The following is a 20,352-nucleotide window of genomic DNA, read 5'->3' as shown; positions in this document are numbered from 1 at the left end:
CTATTTCTTGGCGGAAACAAACCTAACAGGCGAACGCCCCTTCCATACCCGCATACACAAAAGCCCCGGCCACAACGCCGAGGCTCAACACCCCACCACACAAACTGGCGAAGGCTCGGAAATATCGGCCATCGAAAATGGCAAGATTCGGGTCGGCGCAATACCTGCGCAGCGGATTAGTGGTCAGTACCGCGTTATTCACGCGATGAGGAAGGCCGTCACGAGGCACGGCTCTCGGTTTTGGCGATGTTTGTAGCACAGTGCCAACAGTACCCATAGGAAATTCTTATCTGGTGAAGAACAGGGCTCCCCACACGCCGCAGAAGGAGATGATATGAGCGTAGTGGGGAGCCGGAATTAATACCGTGATCAGCCAGCCGACTAGTCGATCAGCCGATCAGCCCTTGACCGAACCGGCGACGAGGCCGGAGATGATCCACTTCTGGCAGAAGATGAAGAACACGAACACGGGCAGCAGGGCGAGCACGGTGATGGTCATGAAGCTCGGCCAATCGGTCGAGAACTGGCCCACCGCGTTGTACACCTGCAGCACGATTGTGCGCAGTTCCGAGCTGGAGAGGAACACATTCGCGTTCATGAAGTCGTTCCACGTGCCCATCGTCTGGAACACGACCACGGTCGTCAGGATCGGGCGGATCAGCGGCATCACGATCGACCAGAAGATGCGCAGCGGGCCGGCGCCGTCGATGCGTGCCGCCTCGATCAGTTCGAACGGCAGGCTGCGCATGTACCCGACGATCAGGAAGTAGCAGAACACCGCTCCGCCCAGGTAGATAATCACCAGTCCGGCCAAGGTGTTGACCAGGTGCGCGTTCGCCTCCATGCGGTACAGGGGGATCAGCGTCGTCTGCGCCGGCACGACGAACGCGACCATCAGGATCGCGCCGACCGCGGCGGTGAACGTGGACTTGCGCAGGATCATGCCGTATGCGGCCAAGGCGCCGACGAGCACCTGGATCACGACCGCGAAGAACGTGACGATCAACGTGTTCAGCAGGGAGCGGAACACCGGGACCTTCTCGAACGCGTTGATGTAGTTCTTGATCGTCCATTCCTTCGGCAGGCCGAGCGGGTTGGCGGACATGTCCGGAATCGTCTTGAACGTGTTGATCAGGATGTACCACAGCGGAACCGCGCATACCAGCGCGATCAGGATCATCACCACGCTGGTGACCGCCGAACCGATCCTCTTGCGCGTCGTGAAGTTCATGCCCTTCGGCGCGGCCGTGACGGAAGAAGCCTTGTTGCCCATGATTTACTCGAACCTCCTCGAGATCAGGTTGGAAATGCCCATCTGAAGGAACACCACGACGCCCGTGGCGATGAAGAACAGGACCGCCAGCGCGGAACCGATGCCGTACTGCGACTGGCCGATGCCCTGCTGGATGATCGACTGCGTGACCGTGTACGTCGAATAGCCCGGGCCGCCCTTGGTCATCGTGAACGGCAGGTCGTACACCTTCAGGCCGCCCGACATGAGCAGGAACGTCGAGGTCACGATGCCCGGCATCAGCTGCGGCAGGGTGATATGCGCGAACTGCTGCCACTTGTTCGCACCGTCCACGGTCGCCTGCTCGTACAGGTCCGCGGGGATCGCCTGCAGGAACGCCAAGTAAAGGGTCGCATGCCAGCCGATCTGCGCCCAGATCGCGATGAAGATCACGCAGAACTTCGCCAGAGAGTTGTTCGACAGCCACGGCACCGGTCCCAAACCGAACGCCGCGAGCACGCTGTTGACCACGCCGGTCTTCATCGGGGAGAAGATGTACTTCCACACCATGCCCATGATGGCCAGCGACGGCACCGAGAAGAAGAAGAACACAGAGCGCACGAAATCACGGCCGACGAACTTGCGGTTGAGGATGACCGCCAGCGGAATGGCGATCACGGTCACCCCGACCATCACCACGATCGCGTACAGGATCGTGAAGCCCAGGCCCTGCAGGGTGGACGGATCCGTAAACACCTTCTTGTAATTGTCCAGACCGACCCAGTTCATGTCCATGCTGTAACCGTTGAAGTCGGTGAACGAGAAGTACGCGGTCTGTGCCAACGGCACCAGGAACAGAACCACGAACACCGCCAGGATCGGCAGCAGGAACCAGAACGACGTCACGTCCTCATGCAGGCCACGCGCACGACGACGCCGACGATACAGGTCTTCGTCCAACGGCGGCAGGTTGCCGACCGCCGAGCCTTGCATTGTTGCGCTCATATGCCATCCTCCTTTGACATTGGCTTATGACCGAAATCCGATTGCGGGCATGCGAAGGGCGACCAGCCGCAGCCGACAGGCCGCCCCATTACCATGCGCACGGTTCATGACGAACCGGAGATTGTAGTTATCTATGTGTGATTATGTGCGATCCGTTGCGGGTCACTGCGCGGCCGCGACCTTGGCGTCGATGTTCTTGGCATACTGGTCGGGCGTGATCTGCCCCTGCACCAGCTGCTGGTTCTGCGCCTTGAGTTCGCTCTTGAGAATGTCCGGCTTCGAATAGAAGTTGGTGTGCAGGTAGTACTTGCCGGTCTTGATGTCCTGATCGTAGACCTTCTGGTACTGCGTCATCACCGTAGCGTCGAACCCGTCGACAGTGACAGCGTCGCCGGCGTCGTTACGCTTCTGCAGCGCCCACTTGCTTGACAGGAAGGTGAGGAACTTCTCGGCGGCCTTGAGCTTGTCGCCGTCGAGCTTCGCGTAGATCGCCCACGCCGGGGAGGCGGAGCCCTGCGCGTACTGCGTGTAGTCGTCGCCGAGCTTGGGCATCGGGGCGAAGTCCCAGTTCATGCCGGCCTGTTCGAAGGTGGCAAAGTCCCACGCGCCGTCGACGATCATCGCGACCTGTCCGTTGGTGAACTGCGTCTTCATGTCGTCGCCGCTGATGCCGACCGTGTCACGGGTCACGCCACCCTCATCGTACAGGCGGATGTATTCCTTGATGGCCTCGAGCTCGTCGGTGCCCGGCGTCTGGTTGTCCTGCGTGGACAGCGTGGTCGGGTCGACGCCCTTCTTCTCGAGGATGGATCCCTGGAAGGCGTCGATGAAGCGGCTCGGCTCGTCGGCGTTCGGCTCGAGGAACGGCTCGATGCCGGCGTTCTTGAGCTTCTTGCACAGCTTGAGGAAGTCGTCCCAGTTCGCCGGCGGCTCGTCGTAGCCGACCTGCTTGAGCAGATCCTTATTGTAGGCGATGCCGGAGCCCCACGAGGTGATCGACATGCCGTAGGTCTTGCCGTCGCGGCCGACGAAGTCCTTGTTGGCCTGGGAGATGTTCTTCATGAACGACTCGTCGGTCAGGTCCTTGGCGTAGCCGTTGTCGATGAGGTCGTCGCGATTCTCGGAGGTGATGATGAACACGTCCGGGGCCTGGTTGCCGACGAGACGGGTCTGCAGCGTGGAGATGTACTCGCTGGTCGGCGGCGCGTAGCTGAAGTCGATCTTGATGTCCGGGTTTTCCTTCTCGAACTCGTCGATGTACGGCTTGGACGTCTGCTCGTTGTCCCAGCTCAGGTAGCTGAGCCGGATCTTGCCGGCGTCGGCGTCCGAGCCGCAGGCGGCCAGCGGGACCAGCATCGCTCCCGCGCAGGCCAGAGCGAGCATTCGCTTGCCCCAGATCTTCATTGACATTGCAACTCTCCTTTGTGTTGGTGGCATACGCCATGTTGTATGCCGAAAGAAACCACATTATCTTCCGTGCAAGAGCCCGGTTTTAAACCGATTTAATCTTGTAGTTGTATTTATAGTACTCCGTTCAAACGGCGTCAACTCGTTGCAAAGCCTTTTAAACACAAGGGCTGTGGAACGCGCGGAATCGCACCGGACAACGAAAAATAATTAAACAAAAAACGCCGCGAGTTATCCCACCGATCGGCGATCCACCGCGGACAACCACCGGACGACCGGTCAGCGCGTGCGGTTGGACGACTCGCGCACCAGCACCTCATAACCCACCGTGACATGCTTGGGCATGGCCGGCGCGCCGCAACGCCCCTCCTCGATGCGCTCGCACAGGATGTCGACGGCCTCGCGGGCAAGCTTGTCGATGTCCACCGCGATCGTGCTCAGCGTCGGCGCGCTGTACGATCCCTCGCGCACGCCGTCGAAGCCGATCACCGCCACGTCGTCCGGCACGCCGATGCCATGCTCGCGCAACGCGCGCAACGCGCCGAAAGCGATCGCGTCGGTCATGCAGAACAGCCCGTCGAACGGGAAGTCCCCCTCCTCGATGCGCCGCGAAACCGCGCGGTACGCGTCGTCGGTGCCCCAGTCGAACAGCTGGATCGTGTCGGCCTTGGTCAGCGTGCGCTCATGCCGCTCGAACGCGCGATGGCAGCCGATCAGACGTCGGTCGCCCACGCGCATCGACCGGCACGCCTGGTCGGCCGGCATGAAGTCCGTACCGACCAGCCCGACGCGCTCGCACCCTATCTCGAACAGGTGCGTCACCGCGGCCTCGGCACCGTTCTCGCACGGCGTGAACACCGAGTCGAACGGCCCTTGGTACGACTGGTCATCGAGCAGCACCACCGGCTTGCCCCTGCTTAGCTCAATGATCTCGGCGTCGCTCAGGCCGCCCGCGCTCAGGATCACGCCGTCGCAGAACTTGTTGGCGACCTTCTCGAGGATGCTTTTCTCATGGCCGACCTTGCCGGTCGAGATCTGCTGCGCCACGGCCTGGATGCCGCGGTCGAACGCCGCATTCGACACGCCGGCGAGCAGCTGCGCGTAGAACGGCCGGTCAAGCTGGAAAACGGCGGCCTCGATCACGCCGGTTCGCCCCGAACGCAAGCTCTTGGCAGTGATGTTGACCGAATAGTTCATCCGATTGGCCACGTCGATGATGTGCCGTGCCGTTTCTTGTTTAATTCTGGGATCGCCGCGCAGGGCGAACGACACGGACGCAGGAGAGACACCCGCCGCCTTCGCGACATCACGCATCGTCACCGCCATGGCGTCCTCCTTAGGTATTTATGGGCTTTTCGGCATCTCACCGAGCAGCTGCCGACACCTTCAATCATCCATTTGACGAAGACAACCTCGACGTACATAATGGTCACCAGGAATTAAATCGGTTTAACACTGAAGGGGTAACGTCACCACACACGGGGACCGCCGCTCCCGACGGCGCGACGCCGAACCACCCCAACGCGAGTCCCCCGCACGCCGGCCACAACGCCGAGACCGGCCGCAGGCCGCATCATCGTCATCGCAAAGGAGTACGCATCATGACCGACACCATGGCACACACCCAACCCGCATCACCCGCATCACCCGCATCACCTGCACCGACCATCACCGCACCGGGCGGCCGCTTCGTCTTCGGCGGCGACTGGAACCCCGAGCAGTGGGACGAATCCACCTGGGCGGACGACATCGCCAAACTCGAACGCGCCGGCATCAACGAGGCCACCATCAACGTGTTCTCCTGGGCGCTAATCCAGCCGGACGAGAGCCGCTACGACTTCGCCATGCTCGACCGCATCGTCGACCTGCTGGTCGCGCACGACTTCGGCTTCGTCCTGGCCACGTCCACCGGCGCGCTACCCGCATGGATCGCGCAACGCTACCCCGACGCCACGCGCACCGACTACGAAGGCCGTCGCCACCGCTTCGGCGTGCGGCACAACGCCTGCCCGAATTCGCCGAACTTCCTGCGCCTGGCCGGCGCGCTGGCCGGCAAGCTCGCCGAACGCTACGGCGCCAACGACCATCTGATCGCCTGGCACATCTCCAACGAGCTCGGCGGCCGCTGCTACTGCGACAACTGCGCCGCCGCCTTCCGCGTCTGGCTCGAACGCAAGTACGGTTCGATCGAGGCGTTGAACCGCGCGTGGAACGCGAACTTCTGGAGCCACACCTACGCCGATTTCGCCCAGATCCTACCGCCGAACGCGATCAGCGACGGACTGGACGGCGAGCGCGCCACTCTGTCCGCCTGCAGCATCGACTACAAGCGGTTCCAGTCCGACTCGCTGCTGGGCACCTACGTCACCGAGCGCGACGCGATCCGCGCGTTCGACGCGATGCATCCGATCACCACGAACCTCATGGACACCTACGAGGGTGCCGATTATTTCCGTTGGGGGCGCGAGATGGACGTGATCAGCTGGGACGATTATCCGTTCCCGCACACCACGCCTTCCGACAATGCGTTCAAGCACGATCTGATGCGCGGCGTGGGCGACGGCAGGCCGTTCATGCTCATGGAGTCGACGCCGAACCAGACGAACTGGCAGGAGTGCAACGTACTGCGCGCGCCCGGGCGGATGCGTGCGGAAAGCTATCAGGCGGTCGCGCATGGCGCGGATACCGTGCAGTATTTCCAGCTCAAGCAGTCGCGCGGCGGGTTCGAGAAGTACCATGGCGCGGTGATCTCGCACGGCGGGCGCGAGGACGAGCGCGTGTACGGCGAGGTGCGTGCGCTCGGCGGCGAGCTGGCGGCGCACGGCGCGCGGTTCGTGGGCGGTCTGACCGAGGCGCCGGTCGCGCTGATGTTCGACTGGGATTCGTATTGGTCGACCGAGAACATCTCGTTGCTGCCGAAGGGCTTCGACTATCCGGATCAGGTGCGGCGCTGGTATGCGCCGTTCCACCACCGCAACATCGCGGTGGATGTGGTGCCGGAAGACATTGACGCCAGGCGGCTGGCGGGCTATCGCGTGCTGGTCGCGCCGGCGCTCATGATGGCCAAGCCGGGCGTTCGTGAGCTGGTCGAGGGGTTCGTGCGCGCCGGCGGCACGTTCCTGGCGACGGTGATGTCAGGCATGCACGACGAGCATGACAACGTGATCCTCGGCGGATACCCGGGCGCGTTCCGTGAGGTGTGCGGAATGCGCATGGAGGAGATGGACATGATCCCGGACGGCCGCGACGTGCGTGTCGTGTTCGGTTCGGGCGAGGACGCGGACACGGACGGGTCCCGGGTCTCGCTGGTTGCCGGGCTGATCAAGCTCGACGGCGGGGCGCGCCCGCTGGCGGCCTACGCCGGCGACGTGTTCTACCGGGGTACGCCGGCGGTGACGGTGAACGATTTCGGCGCGGGCACGGCGTATTTCGCCGGTGCGGTGCTGGACGAGGCCGGCATGGACGCCGTGGTCGGCGACGTGGTGCACCGGGCCGGCGTTACCGGCATCGTCTCGCCGGAGCCGGTGGAGGTGGTTACGCGGCGGTACCCGTCACGCGGGGAGTCGTTGACGTTCGTGATCAACCATGCGGATACGGCCACGGCGTGGCAGGATACGCCGTTCGCCGGATGCGAGTCGGTGCTTGACGGCACGGTACTGGGCAGGGATCTGGTGCTGGAGCCGTACGGCGTGACGGGTGGTGCGCACCGCGGCATGACGGATTCGACCGCCGGCCGGTCGCGGACCATATCCCAAGTCAGCAACCGGCCGAACCATATCTCGCGGCTTCAGTCATCCTTCATCATCAGTATTCGGTAGCGGCCCTAAATCAGCTCCGCCATCCGGCTCATAATCACTCGCCAACCACGGGCGGAAGTAGCTCCCGACTATCCACAGTGGGACATTGGTCAGCCAATCCTGCTCCTTGTAATTCCGCATCGACGTACGGTAACCGCAAATCCCGTATTTGTCGCACAGCCACTTCAAGCTACGCTTATGACGCTCGGTACCAGCTTTGGCCTCCAGCGGAATGATTGCGCCATTACCTGCAAAGACAAAATCAACTGCTCCCGTACTGTTCGCATTCGACCAGTACATCGGTGTGATGCCGGCGGCCACTAATTGCTGGCAAACATACTGTTCCGTTAACGCACCACGGAATTCGGTCAGCCCGTCATCACCAAGGACCACGCTTGCGGGAGTCAGATCCAGGGCCGCTGCCAGCAGCCCAACATCATGGAGATACAGTTTGAACGCGGAATCATCACGGTATGACGGCAATGGTGCCGCAGGTTTTTCGACGCGATACACCCGCAACGCAAGACCAGAATCGACAATCTGCTGAATCGCGGATTCATATTGCGCCGCCCGAGCGCCACGAGCGATGTGGCCAAAAATAAATTTATGATTCTCACGCGCCAGATGGGACGGAATCGAGGAAAACACCAAACGCATTTTCTCACTATCCACACCGGTTCTGGGATGTTTGGAAAAGTCCATGTCGTAATTGGATAACAATTCTTTCTGCACGGCACGCGCATGCTGATAGCCATCTTCTACAAATGTCTCAACGACTTCGGGCATGCCGCCAACAAAACAGTACTGACGAACCCTTCGCTCTAAACGTTCCGCAAATCCCCCAAGTGTCTCAATACGCTGGTTCCGGATGCGTTCGGCTATCACTCCATCACCGACCGCTTCCAAGAACTCCACAAACGTCATCGGATACATATCGATGGAGGTGACACTGCCAACCGGGAATGACAGGTCTTCGTGCTGAGCCATGCCCAGATAGGAGCCCGCTACAGCGACATGGAGATCCGGCATTTCCTCATGGAGCGCTTTCAACAGAGTCAGTAAATCAGGGATTTCCTGTATCTCGTCGATGCACAGCAGCGTCTTGCCGGGCCGAACGCGAACCCCATTAAACGCCTCCATGGAATCAAGCAACATGTGCACCGAATCCACACCTGTCAACGCAGCCTTTGCACCGCCATCGAACAAGTTGACATAAGAAAATGACTCGAACTTGTCCCGACCCAGCACCTTAAGCACATGAGTCTTGCCTACCTGTCTCGCGCCGCACAGCACTATCGGCTTGTGCTCCGTCGCTTCAGCCCATGCCGACAACCTGGTATATATATCTCGCCTGAACTCCGCCATGCCGCCCTCCCTATCGCATAGGACCGTACATCACAAATCACTGTCCTGTCGCTCCATCATACCGCAATACACACTTTTCCTAGGGTTGCAATTCGCGTATTCTACATTTTTCCTAGGGTTGCGATTGTCCAAAATTACATTTTTCCTAGGGTTAATAATGCAGAATACTGCACTTTTCCCAGGGTTAGTACCCTGACCTTCCCTAATCACACGGTGTTGTAAAGGCGGGCGGGGAAGGCGTCGCGGTATTGGCCGGGGTGAGTCCGGGGCGGCGCTTAAAGACGCGCATGAAGTATTTTGGGTCGGCGTAGCCCACGTCGTGCGCGAGAGCGTGCGGGATTTTTATACGGATTGTGTTCTTTCTGATCAACCGGCAAAGCAAGCGATGGCGCGCGAAATGCTTGGCGTAATTTGCAATCCTCTAACTTCGACGCTGTGGTGCGGGTTAGGGCAACGAAACATTACAGTAGCAGCAGATGGCAAATGGTTCGTAGAGGATTCATGCACGTCGCTGTCATCAAGTATCCAAGGTTTCGCACTGCCACTCATCGCGCAGACCGTCACGGGCTCACCGGCACAGGCGACGCTGCTGGATTCAATCATGACCCTGATATCGTCGGTATTGCGGCTGCCAAGTGGCGTGGTACAAGATAAGTACGACCGCGAACTTATGATTGCATTCGGCCTGATTGGTTTCGTACCGTTCGGCATATGCGCGGCCCTAGGATGGGCGGGATTACTCATATACCCGGTGCTGATGGTACTTGCGATATGCCTCGGCATGGGCATGATTGAGACGATTGCGGCCCCGGCGATCACATTTCTGTCCGGCATCGCCATGCAACACTGGGGCTACTCAGTCACGTCCGTGGCTTTGGGCTTGTGCATCGTGGCGGCCGCGATCCCTGCCGTGACAATGAGGGAACTGGTCACACTGCCTAAGCCGGATGGCTGGGAGGACCATATCCGCAAATCCGGGCTCACCAAGTTCTGACAACAAGTAAGGGCGACTATCTCCCGGATTTGTGACGCTCGGCAACCGTCAGCGTCACAAATCCGGGAAGAGGAAGGTGGATACGGTTTCAGCCGCGCGGGCAGCAAGGTGGACAAATCGTTGCCGGGGTGGAATCGCGGCAAGTATGCAAAAGCCTCCCGTTCGCGCGACGCATAAGCGCGCGCAAACGGGAGGCTTCCCAACCGCAGCATCATATGCAGAAATAAGGAGAGTAAGGCATATGCTGCCGCGGTCACACCCCGCCGGGAACCTGCCGCAGGCCGCGTCCGTCATCGAAAGCCCTGTAGTCGATGCGTGCGGCCGGCCGTTCCCGGCGCGGTGGCCATGTCAGACGTCAGTCAGACGTCATCACTTCTGCCAGCCGATGTCCTGCGGCAGGTTGCCGGCGAAGCCGGACGGGCCGTAGTTGGCCAGGCCCTTCTTCGCGCCGAGGTACGAAGCCGGGTTGGAAACCGGGATGGTGCCGTACAGCTTGAGGGCTTCCTTCTCGGCGGCGTTGACGGCCTTGGTCTGCTCGTCGTAGTCGGAGAGGCCACCGGCCACCTTGACGAGCTTGTCGATCTTTGCGTTGCCCACGTAGGTGAAGTTGGACGGACCGTCGGAGGTGTACAGCTGCGGGGCGGACACCACGAAGGTCATGGCGCTCGGAGCCTGCCAAGCCATCGGCAGCACCTGGTAGTTGCCGGAAGTCACGGTGTCGGAGAGCTTGGACTCGGCCACGTTCACGACCTTGACCTTAATGCCGGCCTTCTTCATCATCGCCTGGTAGGCGTTGGCGAGGGCCTGCTGGGTGGCGTCGTCACCGAAGAAGGTGAAGGAGATCTCAAGGGTCTTGCCGCCCTTGGCGTAGTAGCCGTCCTTGCCCATCTTGTAGCCGTCGGCCTCAAGGGTCTTCTTGGCGTTGTCCACGTTGTACTTGGCTTCGGCGGGCAGGTTGTTCTCGTAGCCCTTCTGGAACGGCAGCAGCAGCTCGGAGCCCGGCTGCTCGGCCTTCCAGTTCAGGCCCTGGAACTGCACGTTGTTGTAGGTGTTCGCGTCGAAGGCCTGGGTGATGGCCTTGCGCACCTGCAGGTCGTCGAGCGGCTTGGACTTGCCGTTGTACTCCAGCACGCGGGTCGTGGTGCTGTAGCCGATGCGCAGCTGGGCGTCCTTGACGGAGCGGATGGCCTTGATGTCGTCCTTGGTGGAGGCGCTCACGGCGTCGATCTCGCCATTCTGGAAGGCGTTGATGGAGGCGGTGTCGGCCATCTGCTTGTAGACGATCTTGTCCAGCTTCGGCTTGTTGCCCCACCACTTCTCGTTCGGCACGAAGGTGACCTGGGAGTCGGAGAAGGAGTCGACCTTGTACGGACCGGCGGCCCACTCGTTGTGCGGGTTCTTCACCCAGCCCTGGGTGAAGGTCTTCGGGTCGGCGGCCTTCGGGTTCACCAGAGTGCCGAAGACTTCCTGCCACGGGTAGTACGGGGTCTTGTAGGTCACCTTGACCTGCTTCGGGCTGTCGCCCTGCTCAACGCTAGCGATACGGTCGAAGCCGTCGGTGCTCGGCGGGTTGTAGTCCGGGTTGGAGCCGTTGTTGGCTTCCCACGTGGCCTTGAAGGCGGTCCAGTCGATGTCAGAGCCGTCGTTCCACTTGGCCTTCGGGTTGATGTCGTACTGCACGACCATCGGGTCCTTGCTCACGAGCTTCATGTCGGTCAGGAAGTCCGGGTTCACCTTAATCGGGGAGCCATTGACCTGGTCGGTCATGAGCAGGCTGGGCTGGTACCAGCTCCACAGCTCGGACATGTAGCCGGTGTTGCCGTCAGAAGACAGGTAGTTCCAGTTCGGGCCGACTTCGGTGATGGACAGGGTCAGCGTGCCGCCGTCCTTGACGTTGTCACGGCTCTGGTGGTTGTCGTAACGCTCGGTGACCTTCGGCATGGGCAGGTCGCCGGTGTACGACGAATCGATGCCGGCCGGCGGTTCGGCCGAAGCGCTGCTGGAACCGTTTCCGTTCCCGTTGCTCGCGCCGCCGCAACCGGCAAGCAGCATGGCAAGCGCCGCAGTGGCCGCGGCGAGCGCGGTCAGCTTACGTGTCTTGTTCATTGTTATTTCCTCCTCTATATGGTTCCGACCGTCATGCGAAATGGCATGCAACCTGATGGCCGCTCGGTCGGGAAGTGTCATACGGCCGCAGCGCCGGGCGTTCGCCGCGGCAGCGGGCCTGTTGTTCGGCGCTCAGCTTGGGCATAAGCGGGCAGCGGCCCATGAACGGGCAGCCTTCGAACGTCTCGGTGGGGCTGGGCACCTCGCCTTCGAGCACGATGCGCTGGCGGGTGCGTTCCGCCTTCGGGTCCGGCACCGGCACGGCGCTGATGAGCGCCTGGGTGTACGGGTGCAACGGGTGCTCGAACACGTCTTCGGTGTCGCCGGATTCCACGATGCGGCCCAGGTACATCACCGCCACGCGGCTGGAGATATGGCGCACCACCGACAGGTTATGGGCCACGAACAGGTAGGCCACGCCCAGCTTGTTCTGCAGGTCCTCAAGCAGGTTGATCACGCCGGCCTGGATGGACACGTCCAGTGCGGAGACCGGCTCGTCGAGCAGCACGAGCTTCGGGTTGACCGACAGCGCACGCGCGATGGCGATGCGCTGGCGCTGACCGCCGGAGAACTGCGTGGGGAAGCGGTCCACCTGGTCGGGGTTCAGCTCCACCAGACGCATGAGTTCACCGATGCGTTCGCGGATCTGCTCTTTGGAGTAGTGCTGGACCTTCATCGGCTCAGCCAGGATGTCGTAGATCGGCAGGCGCGGGTCGAGCGAACTCATCGGGTCCTGGAAGACATACTGCACGGCCGAACGCAGCTCGCGGCGCTTCTCGCGCGGAATCTTGTGTTCGAGCTTGGTGCCGAACATCTCGATCTCGCCGTCCTGCGGCTGCTTGAACTCCATGATCTCCATGAGCGTGGTGGACTTGCCCGAGCCGGACTCGCCCACGAGCGCCACGGTCTCGCCTTCGCGCACGTCCAGCGTCACGTCGTCCACGGCCTTGACCTCGCCGATCTTGCGACGCAGGAAGCCGCCGGCGGTCAGCGGGAAGGTCTTGCGCATGTGCTTGACGTCGAGCACCATCTTGCGTTCGTCGCGCGGGATGCCGGCGAACTTCGACTTGGCGGCCTCGGCCACCGTGTACACGTCGTGGAAGGTCAGGCCCTTGTCCACGATCTCCTGGGTGCGGTGGCAGGCCACGAACTGGCCCGGGCGGCCCGGCACCGGCTCCATGGCCGGCTCGGTGGTGTGGCATATGTCGGTGGCCAGCGGGCAGCGCGGCGCGAACGGGCAGCCCTTGGGCATGTTGACCAGGTTCATCGGGGAGCCCGGAATCGGCACCAGACGGCTGTTGCGTTCGCGGTCGGAACGCGGCACGGCACCCAGCAGGCCCATGGTGTACGGCATGGCCGGGTGGTCGAAGATGGAGTCGACGTCCGCCTTCTCGACCGGGCGGCCGGCGTACATGACGACGATGTCGTCGGCCACGCCGGCGATCACGCCCAGATCGTGGGTGATGAAGATGACGGCCGCGCCGGTTTCACGCTGGGCCTTGCGCAGCACTTCGAGCACCTGGGCCTGGATCGTCACGTCCAGTGCGGTGGTCGGTTCGTCGGCGATGATCACGTCCGGGTCGTTGGCAATGGCCATGGCGATCATCACGCGCTGGCGCATGCCGCCGGAGAACTCGTGCGGGAAGGACTTCAGGCGGTCCTCCGGGTCCGGGATGCCGACCAGGTTCATGAGCTCGATGGAGCGGTCGTGAATCTGCTGTTCGGTCATCTTCGGATTGTGGGTGACCAGCGCTTCCTTGATCTGGTCGCCGATGGAGAACACCGGGGTCAGAGCGGAGAGCGGGTCCTGGAAGACCATGGCGATGCCCTTGCCACGAATCTCGCTCATCTCAAGATCGGACTTGCTGAGCAATTCCTCGCCGTGGTAGGTGATGGAGCCCTTGACGCTGGCGTTCTTGTCCAGCAGGCCCATGATGGCCATGGAGGTCACGGACTTGCCGGAGCCGGACTCGCCCACGATGCCGAGGGTCTTGCCGGGGTACAGGTCGAAGTTCATGCCGCGCACCGCGCGCACGGTGCCGGCTTCGGAAGCGAAGCTGACGGTGAGGTCGCGTACTGAAATCACCGGTTCGGATGCCATGCCTTGCGCTCCTGTGGTGTCGGGGTTGGTGTTGGTTGTTACGTTGCTTGCGTTGCGTTCGTCGCTCATGATGCCCGTCTCCCCTCTCACTCGGCCTTGCCGCCGGAGCGGGAGTACGGGTCGATGGCGTCGCGCAGGCCGTCGCCGATCAGCTGCACGGAGAAGGTCAGGACGATCAGCACCACGGACGGGAAGACCAGCACCCACGGCGAGGTCTGCACCACGGACTGGCCGGCGTTGAGCAGCGTACCGAGCGAGGTGTCGGGCGCCTTGATGCCCAGGCCCAGGAAGCTCAGCGAGGTCTCGCTGTTGACCGCGCCAATCACGCCGAGCACGGTGTTGATGACCAGCACCGAACCCAGGTTCGGCACCAGGTGGCGCACGATGATGGTGAAGGACGGCACGCCCATGAACTTCGCCGCGCGGATGTATTCGCGGTCGCGCAGACTCAGGGTCAGCGTGCGCAGCGTACGCGCATAGCCGACCCAGCCGAACGCGGTCAGGCCGATGGCCAGCCACAGCCAGTCGCTGCCGCCGGCCGCCATGCCGACGATCAGGGCGATGAGCAGGAAGGACGGCACGACGAGCAGCATATCCAGCAGCCACATGCCGACCTTCTCGAACCAGCCTTCGAAGAACGCCACGGCCGTGCCCACCAGGGCGGCGATGATCGTGGTGCCGAACGAGCTGAAGATACCGATGGTCAGCGAGCGGCCGAGGCCGCGGATGATCATCGCGTACATATCCGAGCCACCGACCGTGGTGCCCAGCCAGTGCTGGGCGGACGGCGGCGAGGCGAGGGCGGCGAAATCAGGCTCGTCGTAGCTCCACTGGGAGAATTTCGAGCCGAAAATCGCCAAGAGAATCAGCAGGATCAGCACCACCAGACCTACCACGGCCGAGGGGCGGCGCATGAAGCGGCGCACGTACAGCTGCATGCGGCCGGTGCGGTGGAAGTCGTCGTTGCTGGAAGCCTCCTGGGCGTTCTTGGCGTCGGCGGACTGCGGTTCGCTGCCCTGCGGATCGGTGAGTTCCATATCCTGGGCGACGGCGTCGGAGACCATGTTCTCGTTGTCGTTCATCATGTTTGATCGTCCTTTGCGCGGGGCTCAGCTCAGTCGGATGCGCGGGTCAAGCCAGGCGGAGAAGATATCCGCCAGCAGCGCGCCGGTCAGCGTGCACACGCCACCGAACGCGGCCACGGCCACGGCACCGTTGATGTCGTTGTTGGCGATGGTCTGGGTGAAGTACATGCCCAAGCCGTTGATAGCGAACACGTTTTCGGTGATCACCGCGCCGGTGAACACACCGGCGATGGAGAAGGCCACGTCCACGGCGGTCGGAATCAGCGAGGTGCGCAGCGCGTGGCGGCGGATGGCCGCGTTGAGCGTCAGGCCCTTGGCGCGGGCGGTGCGCACGTAGTCGGCGTTCATGGTGTCGAGCAGGTACGTGCGCTGGGTGAGGTGGTAGCCCACCATGCCCGGAATCGTCATCACGATGGTGGGCAGGATCAGGTGCTGCAGGTAGTCAAACACCCAGAGCACCGGGTTGGAACCTTGGTAGGAGTGCAGGCCGGTCACGTAGAACGCGCGGCTGCCCACGATGTTGTTGAAGTTGATGGCCAGCAGCACCACCATCAGCCCCATGACGGCGGCCGGGACCACCAGGAAGAACGTTGCGGTGGTGTTGAGCACGCGGTCCTGCCACTTGTACTGGCGGATGGCCGTGTACACGCCGATGCTCACGCCGAAGAGGATGGAGAGCACGGTGGCGAGCGTCACCAGCTGCAGCGAAGCGGAGATACGGGAGGCGATGGCCGGCGCCACCGGCGACTGGTCCGGGCTCAGGCCCCAGTTCCACTGGGTGAGGATGCCCTTGAGCCAGCGGAAGTAACGGATGACGACCGGCGTCTGATCGTTGATGTTGGCCAGATCGAGCGACCGGTTGATCGACTCGATCGGCGGATGCGGATTGCGCGACATGTAGTTCGAACGCGGATCCATGAATGCGCTGGCCAGGAAATACGTCATCGATACTGCCACGAACAGCATGATCACGTAGTTCACAATGCGCTTGATGATGTACTTGAACACCCAACCACCTCCCAGATAACTGGGGGAAGTGATACCTCCCCCCGCTCAAAACCACAAATTGAGTCCAATATATGGAATATGGGTATTGACTTTTCCGACTTTTTCCTGTATGGAAAACTGCGAAAACACTTACTGTATATTGGGCAAATGCTGGGCAAACATCCGTTTGTTAATTTTGTATTTCCTGAGCCTTTGCTGGACATGCCTTATACTTTCGTGTCAGCAGTCCGCCGGCCCGGATGGTGACAGTCCCCGCCGCCGGCAACGGATTATCCATCAGCATCAGACAGGGGCATCATGACGACAGACGCCAGCGCACGGGCCATCAAACCCGAACTTCTGCGTACGTACACCGAGGATTTCAACAAGGACCGCGCCAACCTGATCGCGGCGGACGCGGCGGTTTCGGCCGGCGTGCTCAAGGCGGCCACCGACTATCGCGGCGTGCGTGCGCTGCCGCGCGACTTCTCCATCGAACTCAAGCAGGGTTCGATCACCAATCAGGAGCGTTCCGGCCGTTGCTGGATGTTCGCCTCCCTGAACACGCTGCGTTACGAACTCATGCATCGCTGGAATCTTGAGGATTTCGAGTTCTCCGAGACCTACCTGTTCTTCTGGGACGCGATGGAGAAGTCGAACACCTACCTGGAGAACGTGCTGCGCACGCTCGACGAGCCCACCGACTCGCGCCTGTTCGAAGCCATCAACTGGGGCCCGTCCGACGACGGCGGCTGGTGGCAGATGTTCGCCGCGCTGGTGAACAAGTACGGTCTGGTGCCCAAGAGCGCCTACCCAGAGTCTGAGAACTCCCGTAATTCCGATGATTTCAAGCAGTACCTCAACTCCAAGCTGCGCGAGTTCGCAGCCGAGCTGCGCCGCCGTTCGGCTGCGGGCGCTGGCGAGGACGAGCTGCGCACGCTGAAGGACGAGTACATGGGCACCGTGTACCGCATCTGCGCCGTGTCGCTTGGCGAGCCGCCGGAGAAGTTCGACTTCTTCGCGCGCACCAAGGATGACGCCGAGGCCGACGCAGACGGCAAGGCCGAATCCTGCAAGTGCGGCGACTCCTGTAAATGCGAGGGCAAATCCGACGCCAAGGCCTGCAAGTGCGATAAGGACAAGTCCGACAAGCCGAAAACCGGTAAGGACGAGCGCCCGCAGATTCGCGAGATCGGCATCACCCCGCTTGAGTTCTACAAGAAGTACGTGCCGGTGGACGTCAACGATTTCGCGACGCTGGCCAACGCCCCACTCAAGAACCGCCCGTTCAACCGGCGCTACCGCATCCGCTTCAGCGCGAACGTGGTCGAGGCTGGCGATATGGAGTTCGTCAACGTGCCGCTGGACGTGTTCAAGAAGGCCGCGCTTGACCAGCTCACCGCCGGCCACCCGATCTGGTTCGCCTGCGACTGCACGCAGTTCGCCCTGCGCAAGGACGGCTTCTTCGACCAGTCCGTGGTGCGCGTCGACCAGCTGTTCGGCACCGAATTCACCGGCGACAAGGCCCACGGCCTCGAATACGGCGACAGCCCGAGCAACCACGCTATGACCTTCACCGGCGTGAACCTCGGCGAGGACGGCAAGCCGAACCGCTGGAAGGTGGAGAACAGCTGGGGCAAGGACGCCGGCAAGGACGGCTACTACGTCATGTCCGACGCCTGGTTCGACCGCTACGTTACCGAGCTCATCATCCGCAAGGAATACCTCGACGACGCCACCCGCGCCCTGCTCACCACCGAACCAGTCGAGCTCGATCCCTGGCAGCCCCTCACCCGTCGCTGCCGCTGACGTCCCGCTGGCGGGAGCATATATTCGAATGCCTCTTCTCTCTGTTCAGAGAGAAGAGGCATTACGTTATGCGAGTACGCCCGGCCGCACCTATTCGAGACTATCGCGGCTGAGCTGAGCAAAAGTGCCGTCATCATCGGCCAATTGCCGGTAGGTTCCGGCCTCGCTAATTGTTCCGAACTAGTTATCCACAGAGTTATCCACATCTCCCGCAAGCTAGAGCCACATACCCCGGTTTTCATAGCGAGCATGTGACCGCTGCGCTACGGTGGCGTCATGAACGACATATTGCCCACTCCACCGCCCGGCGTATTCGACGACGAACCGTCCGGCTGGACCCGGCCCCACACACCGGGCGTTGCGTCTGCGCGCACCATCAATCCTGAGCTACGTTCATCACCATGTATGGCGAGTTCCGCGCCAACTGTGATTACAGGCCCTGTGTCGCCAGCAATGAGCGAAACCCTCACCCAACGTAAGCGGGAAATGCTTAAACGATGCACGGACGCCGCGCAACAGCTCGGGCAACCGGTGCTCTTCGGCATGGCCACATCGCTGATACTGCAATCCGTGCCGCTTCCCAAGGATTGCGATATCGACCCCGCCGAGCTCCATACCGTCTCCGACTCACACCGCACACGAATACGTGCCATCGTGCCGCCAACGACACCACACATCTGGAAGCCGCTGAGCGATGCGCACAATGTGCGTATCAACAAACATGTGTACGCACTGGATCTGATACACACTTGGGCACAACTCGCCGCTCATATTTCGCTCGAATCGCTGGTCATACTTGGCGACGCAATCCTTACGGCAATCGCCCGCAAGCCGGGTCTGGCGAACGGCCGCACTGCTGACGGCATTTATCAGGACTTCGTGCGGCAAGTCACCGAACTCCCGAAATTCAACGCAAAATCCAAGTGCATGATCGCTCTTGCATTCATTACGCCCCGCGTGGACTCTCCGATGGAATCAAAGACCCGCATCGCGACGACGAAATACGGGCTTCCGCCAGCCGTGACAAATTACACGGTGCCCGGCGCGACATTCAGCAACGGTGCGCCGATAACGCTCGATCTCGCTTGGCCCGAATTTCGCGTCGCCATCGAATATGACGGCGATCATCATCGCACCGACAAAAACCAGTGGCGGCGGGACAACGACAAGCGCGAACTGCTGCGACATCATCATTGGATCGTCATCATCGCCACTGCCGCGAACATGGCCGATGAGCCATCCCAAGCCGAACTCGCCTACCGGGTCGGGCGGCAGTTGGCATTGCGAGGTGCCGTATTCGATTTCACTTTGACGGCAACGCCACTCGATGAGCTCGCCCGGCGGAGGCGACGAAGAATATAACGTTTATCGCGAAAGTCGTACAGTATCCATGTTGCGCCGACGCTGCGCGACTCGGTGTCCGTGTCCGATGTCCCGGTAGCGATGTCAATCGATTTATGTGTGGACCGGGCCAGATTTCGCTGTCCCGGTTCTCCATTTCGCCCCTTTTTGAGCAACCAAGACAAAATTTCATTCACCTATCACCCCACCGTGCAATATTCGCCATCGTACATCGGCGGAATTCCGGGGTTTTGGGATTACGGATAATGGGCGTTTACAAGGGGGCTGTCCCGGTTCCCAATAAGAAGCCGAAATCACGAACTGGGACAGCGAAATCTGTCCCGGTAATCGCGTCAATCGGTTGCCGTCATCACCGGAACATCAACTGCGCATAGGTCGAACGCTTCAATGCGCAACAGGCATGCGACCATATCGCGATAGCGATATTCCGACGGAAGTATGGGACTCACCACGCGACCAATATTATTTGCCGAGCTTTGGAGCCTCGTGCTTGGCGTGGCGGATCACGGCATCGGGGAAACCGGCGTGGATGTAATCGGACAGCATCCGCAATAGCCTCTCGTCAAAGGTGTGCCGCTCATCGCTGCTGGCATCGATCAGGATGAAATCCCATGAGTATTCGGTGTCACCGTCGTTGATGATGAGTCCGCGGCCAGTGATTTTTGCGGCCAGCAACGCGGCGATCTGTATGGCGCCTCGCTTGACCAAGGCCGATTCCGCTTGAGTCAGGTTGCCCGAAAATGTGACGGTATACATCATTAGTCCCCCCTTCTTTGTTATTTTCTAGAACAGCAATGCCTTATTGTAAACAGACAGCACTCTGCCATAATCCTTTTTCAATATGCGGCCCATGGCATTCCCAGTATTAAAAAAAGAGCCTTCGCCAGTTTGTGTGGTGGGGTGTTGAGCCTCGGCGTTGTGGCCGGGGCTTTTGTGTATGCGGGTATGGAAGGGGCGTTCGCCTGTTAGGTTTGTTTCCGCCAAGAAATAGAACCGAAGAACAGAGGAACGCCTGTGCCCACCATATCAGCCGGCGCGCTCAAGCGCATGCTGCATCTGCCCGCCAACGTCGTGATCGGCACGCCCCGCATCGAACGGGATCG

At 61.2% G+C, this 20,352-nt stretch carries 15 protein-coding genes and 1 pseudogene; 5 read left to right on the top strand and 11 right to left on the bottom strand.

Annotated features, from left to right (window positions below; translation table 11 throughout):
- Window positions 1-256, top strand: a 256-nt coding sequence (locus BREU_RS12465; protein WP_238567058.1) for a hypothetical protein, incomplete at its 5' end; no start/stop codon positions are given.
- 141 nt (window positions 257-397) lie between these two features.
- On the opposite strand, the gene BREU_RS09430 is transcribed toward BREU_RS12465, so the two are convergent.
- The 4 genes from BREU_RS09430 to BREU_RS09415 all read right to left on the bottom strand — a co-directional run bounded on the left by BREU_RS09430 (window position 398) and on the right by BREU_RS09415 (window position 4,969).
- Window positions 398-1,273, bottom strand: coding sequence for a carbohydrate ABC transporter permease (locus tag BREU_RS09430; RefSeq protein WP_081886666.1), 876 nt, complete (start codon window positions 1,271-1,273; stop codon window positions 398-400).
- A gap of 3 nt (window positions 1,274-1,276) precedes the next feature.
- A complete protein-coding gene (locus BREU_RS09425) occupies window positions 1,277-2,236 on the bottom strand; it encodes a carbohydrate ABC transporter permease (RefSeq protein WP_013141440.1) in 960 nt (319 codons plus the stop codon).
- 162 nt (window positions 2,237-2,398) lie between these two features.
- On the bottom strand, window positions 2,399-3,646 hold the full coding sequence (locus BREU_RS09420; protein WP_044090589.1) for an ABC transporter substrate-binding protein: 1,248 nt from the start codon (window positions 3,644-3,646) through the stop codon (window positions 2,399-2,401).
- Window positions 3,647-3,922: 276 nt separating this feature from the next.
- Window positions 3,923-4,969, bottom strand: coding sequence for a LacI family DNA-binding transcriptional regulator (locus BREU_RS09415; RefSeq protein WP_044090588.1), 1,047 nt, complete (start codon window positions 4,967-4,969; stop codon window positions 3,923-3,925).
- A gap of 275 nt (window positions 4,970-5,244) precedes the next feature.
- On the opposite strand from BREU_RS09415, the gene BREU_RS09410 reads away from it, so the two are divergent.
- Window positions 5,245-7,461 carry a beta-galactosidase gene (locus tag BREU_RS09410; protein WP_238567057.1) on the top strand — a complete coding sequence of 739 codons (2,217 nt, stop codon included), beginning with the start codon at window positions 5,245-5,247 and terminating at the stop codon, window positions 7,459-7,461.
- Here the strand turns inward: BREU_RS09410 and BREU_RS09405 are convergent.
- Together BREU_RS09405 and BREU_RS12600 are read right to left on the bottom strand one after the other, a co-directional pair.
- Complete coding sequence (locus tag BREU_RS09405) at window positions 7,435-8,805, bottom strand: ATP-binding protein (RefSeq protein ID WP_044090586.1); 1,371 nt, start codon at window positions 8,803-8,805, stop codon at window positions 7,435-7,437. The two genes, BREU_RS09410 and BREU_RS09405, sit on opposite strands and share 27 nt — an antisense overlap.
- 206 nt (window positions 8,806-9,011) lie before the next feature.
- Window positions 9,012-9,133 (bottom strand): annotated as a pseudogene (locus BREU_RS12600) (AraC family transcriptional regulator); the annotation flags it as partial.
- Between BREU_RS12600 and BREU_RS09400 the strand changes: the two are divergent.
- On the top strand, window positions 9,125-9,799 hold the full coding sequence (locus tag BREU_RS09400) for an MFS transporter (RefSeq protein WP_238567056.1): 675 nt from the start codon (window positions 9,125-9,127) through the stop codon (window positions 9,797-9,799). The pseudogene BREU_RS12600 and the gene BREU_RS09400 sit on opposite strands and share 9 nt — an antisense overlap.
- A gap of 369 nt (window positions 9,800-10,168) precedes the next feature.
- Here BREU_RS09400 and BREU_RS09395 read toward each other — a convergent pair whose 3' ends face one another.
- The 4 genes from BREU_RS09395 to BREU_RS09380 all read right to left on the bottom strand — a co-directional run bounded on the left by BREU_RS09395 (window position 10,169) and on the right by BREU_RS09380 (window position 16,099).
- On the bottom strand, window positions 10,169-11,905 hold the full coding sequence (locus tag BREU_RS09395) for an ABC transporter family substrate-binding protein (protein WP_044090583.1): 1,737 nt from the start codon (window positions 11,903-11,905) through the stop codon (window positions 10,169-10,171).
- A 31-nt stretch (window positions 11,906-11,936) separates the two neighbouring features.
- The gene (locus BREU_RS09390) at window positions 11,937-14,006 is read right to left on the bottom strand and encodes a dipeptide ABC transporter ATP-binding protein (RefSeq protein WP_169740248.1); all 2,070 of its coding nucleotides are present in this window, start codon (window positions 14,004-14,006) and stop codon (window positions 11,937-11,939) included.
- 86 nt (window positions 14,007-14,092) lie between these two features.
- Complete coding sequence (locus BREU_RS09385) at window positions 14,093-15,043, bottom strand: ABC transporter permease (protein ID WP_044090590.1); 951 nt, start codon at window positions 15,041-15,043, stop codon at window positions 14,093-14,095.
- A gap of 72 nt (window positions 15,044-15,115) precedes the next feature.
- Window positions 15,116-16,099: an ABC transporter permease gene (locus BREU_RS09380; protein WP_044090581.1), complete on the bottom strand. Its 984-nt coding sequence runs from the start codon at window positions 16,097-16,099 to the stop codon at window positions 15,116-15,118.
- A 297-nt stretch (window positions 16,100-16,396) separates the two neighbouring features.
- Here BREU_RS09380 and BREU_RS09375 point away from each other — a divergent pair, with 297 nt between their 5' ends.
- Window positions 16,397-17,887: a C1 family peptidase gene (locus BREU_RS09375; RefSeq protein WP_044090580.1), complete on the top strand. Its 1,491-nt coding sequence runs from the start codon at window positions 16,397-16,399 to the stop codon at window positions 17,885-17,887.
- Window positions 17,888-18,163: 276 nt separating this feature from the next.
- Window positions 18,164-19,249 carry a hypothetical protein gene (locus BREU_RS09370; protein WP_044090579.1) on the top strand — a complete coding sequence of 362 codons (1,086 nt, stop codon included), beginning with the start codon at window positions 18,164-18,166 and terminating at the stop codon, window positions 19,247-19,249.
- Between the two features lie 462 nt (window positions 19,250-19,711).
- On the opposite strand, the gene BREU_RS09365 is transcribed toward BREU_RS09370, so the two are convergent.
- Window positions 19,712-20,008 carry a hypothetical protein gene (locus tag BREU_RS09365; protein WP_013141452.1) on the bottom strand — a complete coding sequence of 99 codons (297 nt, stop codon included), beginning with the start codon at window positions 20,006-20,008 and terminating at the stop codon, window positions 19,712-19,714.
- Between the last annotated feature and the right edge of the window lie 344 nt (window positions 20,009-20,352).

Origin of the sequence: Bifidobacterium reuteri DSM 23975 (assembly GCF_000741695.1) — a bacterium.
GTDB classification, from domain to species: Bacteria; Actinomycetota; Actinomycetes; order Actinomycetales; family Bifidobacteriaceae; genus Bifidobacterium; species Bifidobacterium reuteri.
This window is presented reverse-complemented; position numbering and strand designations above follow the sequence as displayed.

Bases quoted from the DNA above. Each gene is read 5' to 3' on its own strand.
- BREU_RS09430 (WP_081886666.1), bottom strand. From the start codon at position 1,273: ATGGGCAACAAGGCTTCTTCCGTCACGGCCGCGCCGAAGGGCATGAAC.
- BREU_RS09425 (WP_013141440.1), bottom strand. From the start codon at position 2,236: ATGAGCGCAACAATGCAAGGCTCGGCGGTCGGCAACCTGCCGCCGTTG.
- BREU_RS09420 (WP_044090589.1), bottom strand. From the start codon at position 3,646: ATGTCAATGAAGATCTGGGGCAAGCGAATGCTCGCTCTGGCCTGCGCG.
- BREU_RS09415 (WP_044090588.1), bottom strand. From the start codon at position 4,969: ATGGCGGTGACGATGCGTGATGTCGCGAAGGCGGCGGGTGTCTCTCCT.
- BREU_RS09410 (WP_238567057.1), top strand. From the start codon at position 5,245: ATGACCGACACCATGGCACACACCCAACCCGCATCACCCGCATCACCC.
- BREU_RS09405 (WP_044090586.1), bottom strand. From the start codon at position 8,805: ATGGCGGAGTTCAGGCGAGATATATATACCAGGTTGTCGGCATGGGCT.
- BREU_RS09395 (WP_044090583.1), bottom strand. From the start codon at position 11,905: ATGAACAAGACACGTAAGCTGACCGCGCTCGCCGCGGCCACTGCGGCG.
- BREU_RS09390 (WP_169740248.1), bottom strand. From the start codon at position 14,006: ATGGCATCCGAACCGGTGATTTCAGTACGCGACCTCACCGTCAGCTTC.
- BREU_RS09385 (WP_044090590.1), bottom strand. From the start codon at position 15,043: ATGGAACTCACCGATCCGCAGGGCAGCGAACCGCAGTCCGCCGACGCC.
- BREU_RS09375 (WP_044090580.1), top strand. From the start codon at position 16,397: ATGACGACAGACGCCAGCGCACGGGCCATCAAACCCGAACTTCTGCGT.
- BREU_RS09370 (WP_044090579.1), top strand. From the start codon at position 18,164: ATGAACGACATATTGCCCACTCCACCGCCCGGCGTATTCGACGACGAA.
- BREU_RS09365 (WP_013141452.1), bottom strand. From the start codon at position 20,008: ATGATGTATACCGTCACATTTTCGGGCAACCTGACTCAAGCGGAATCG.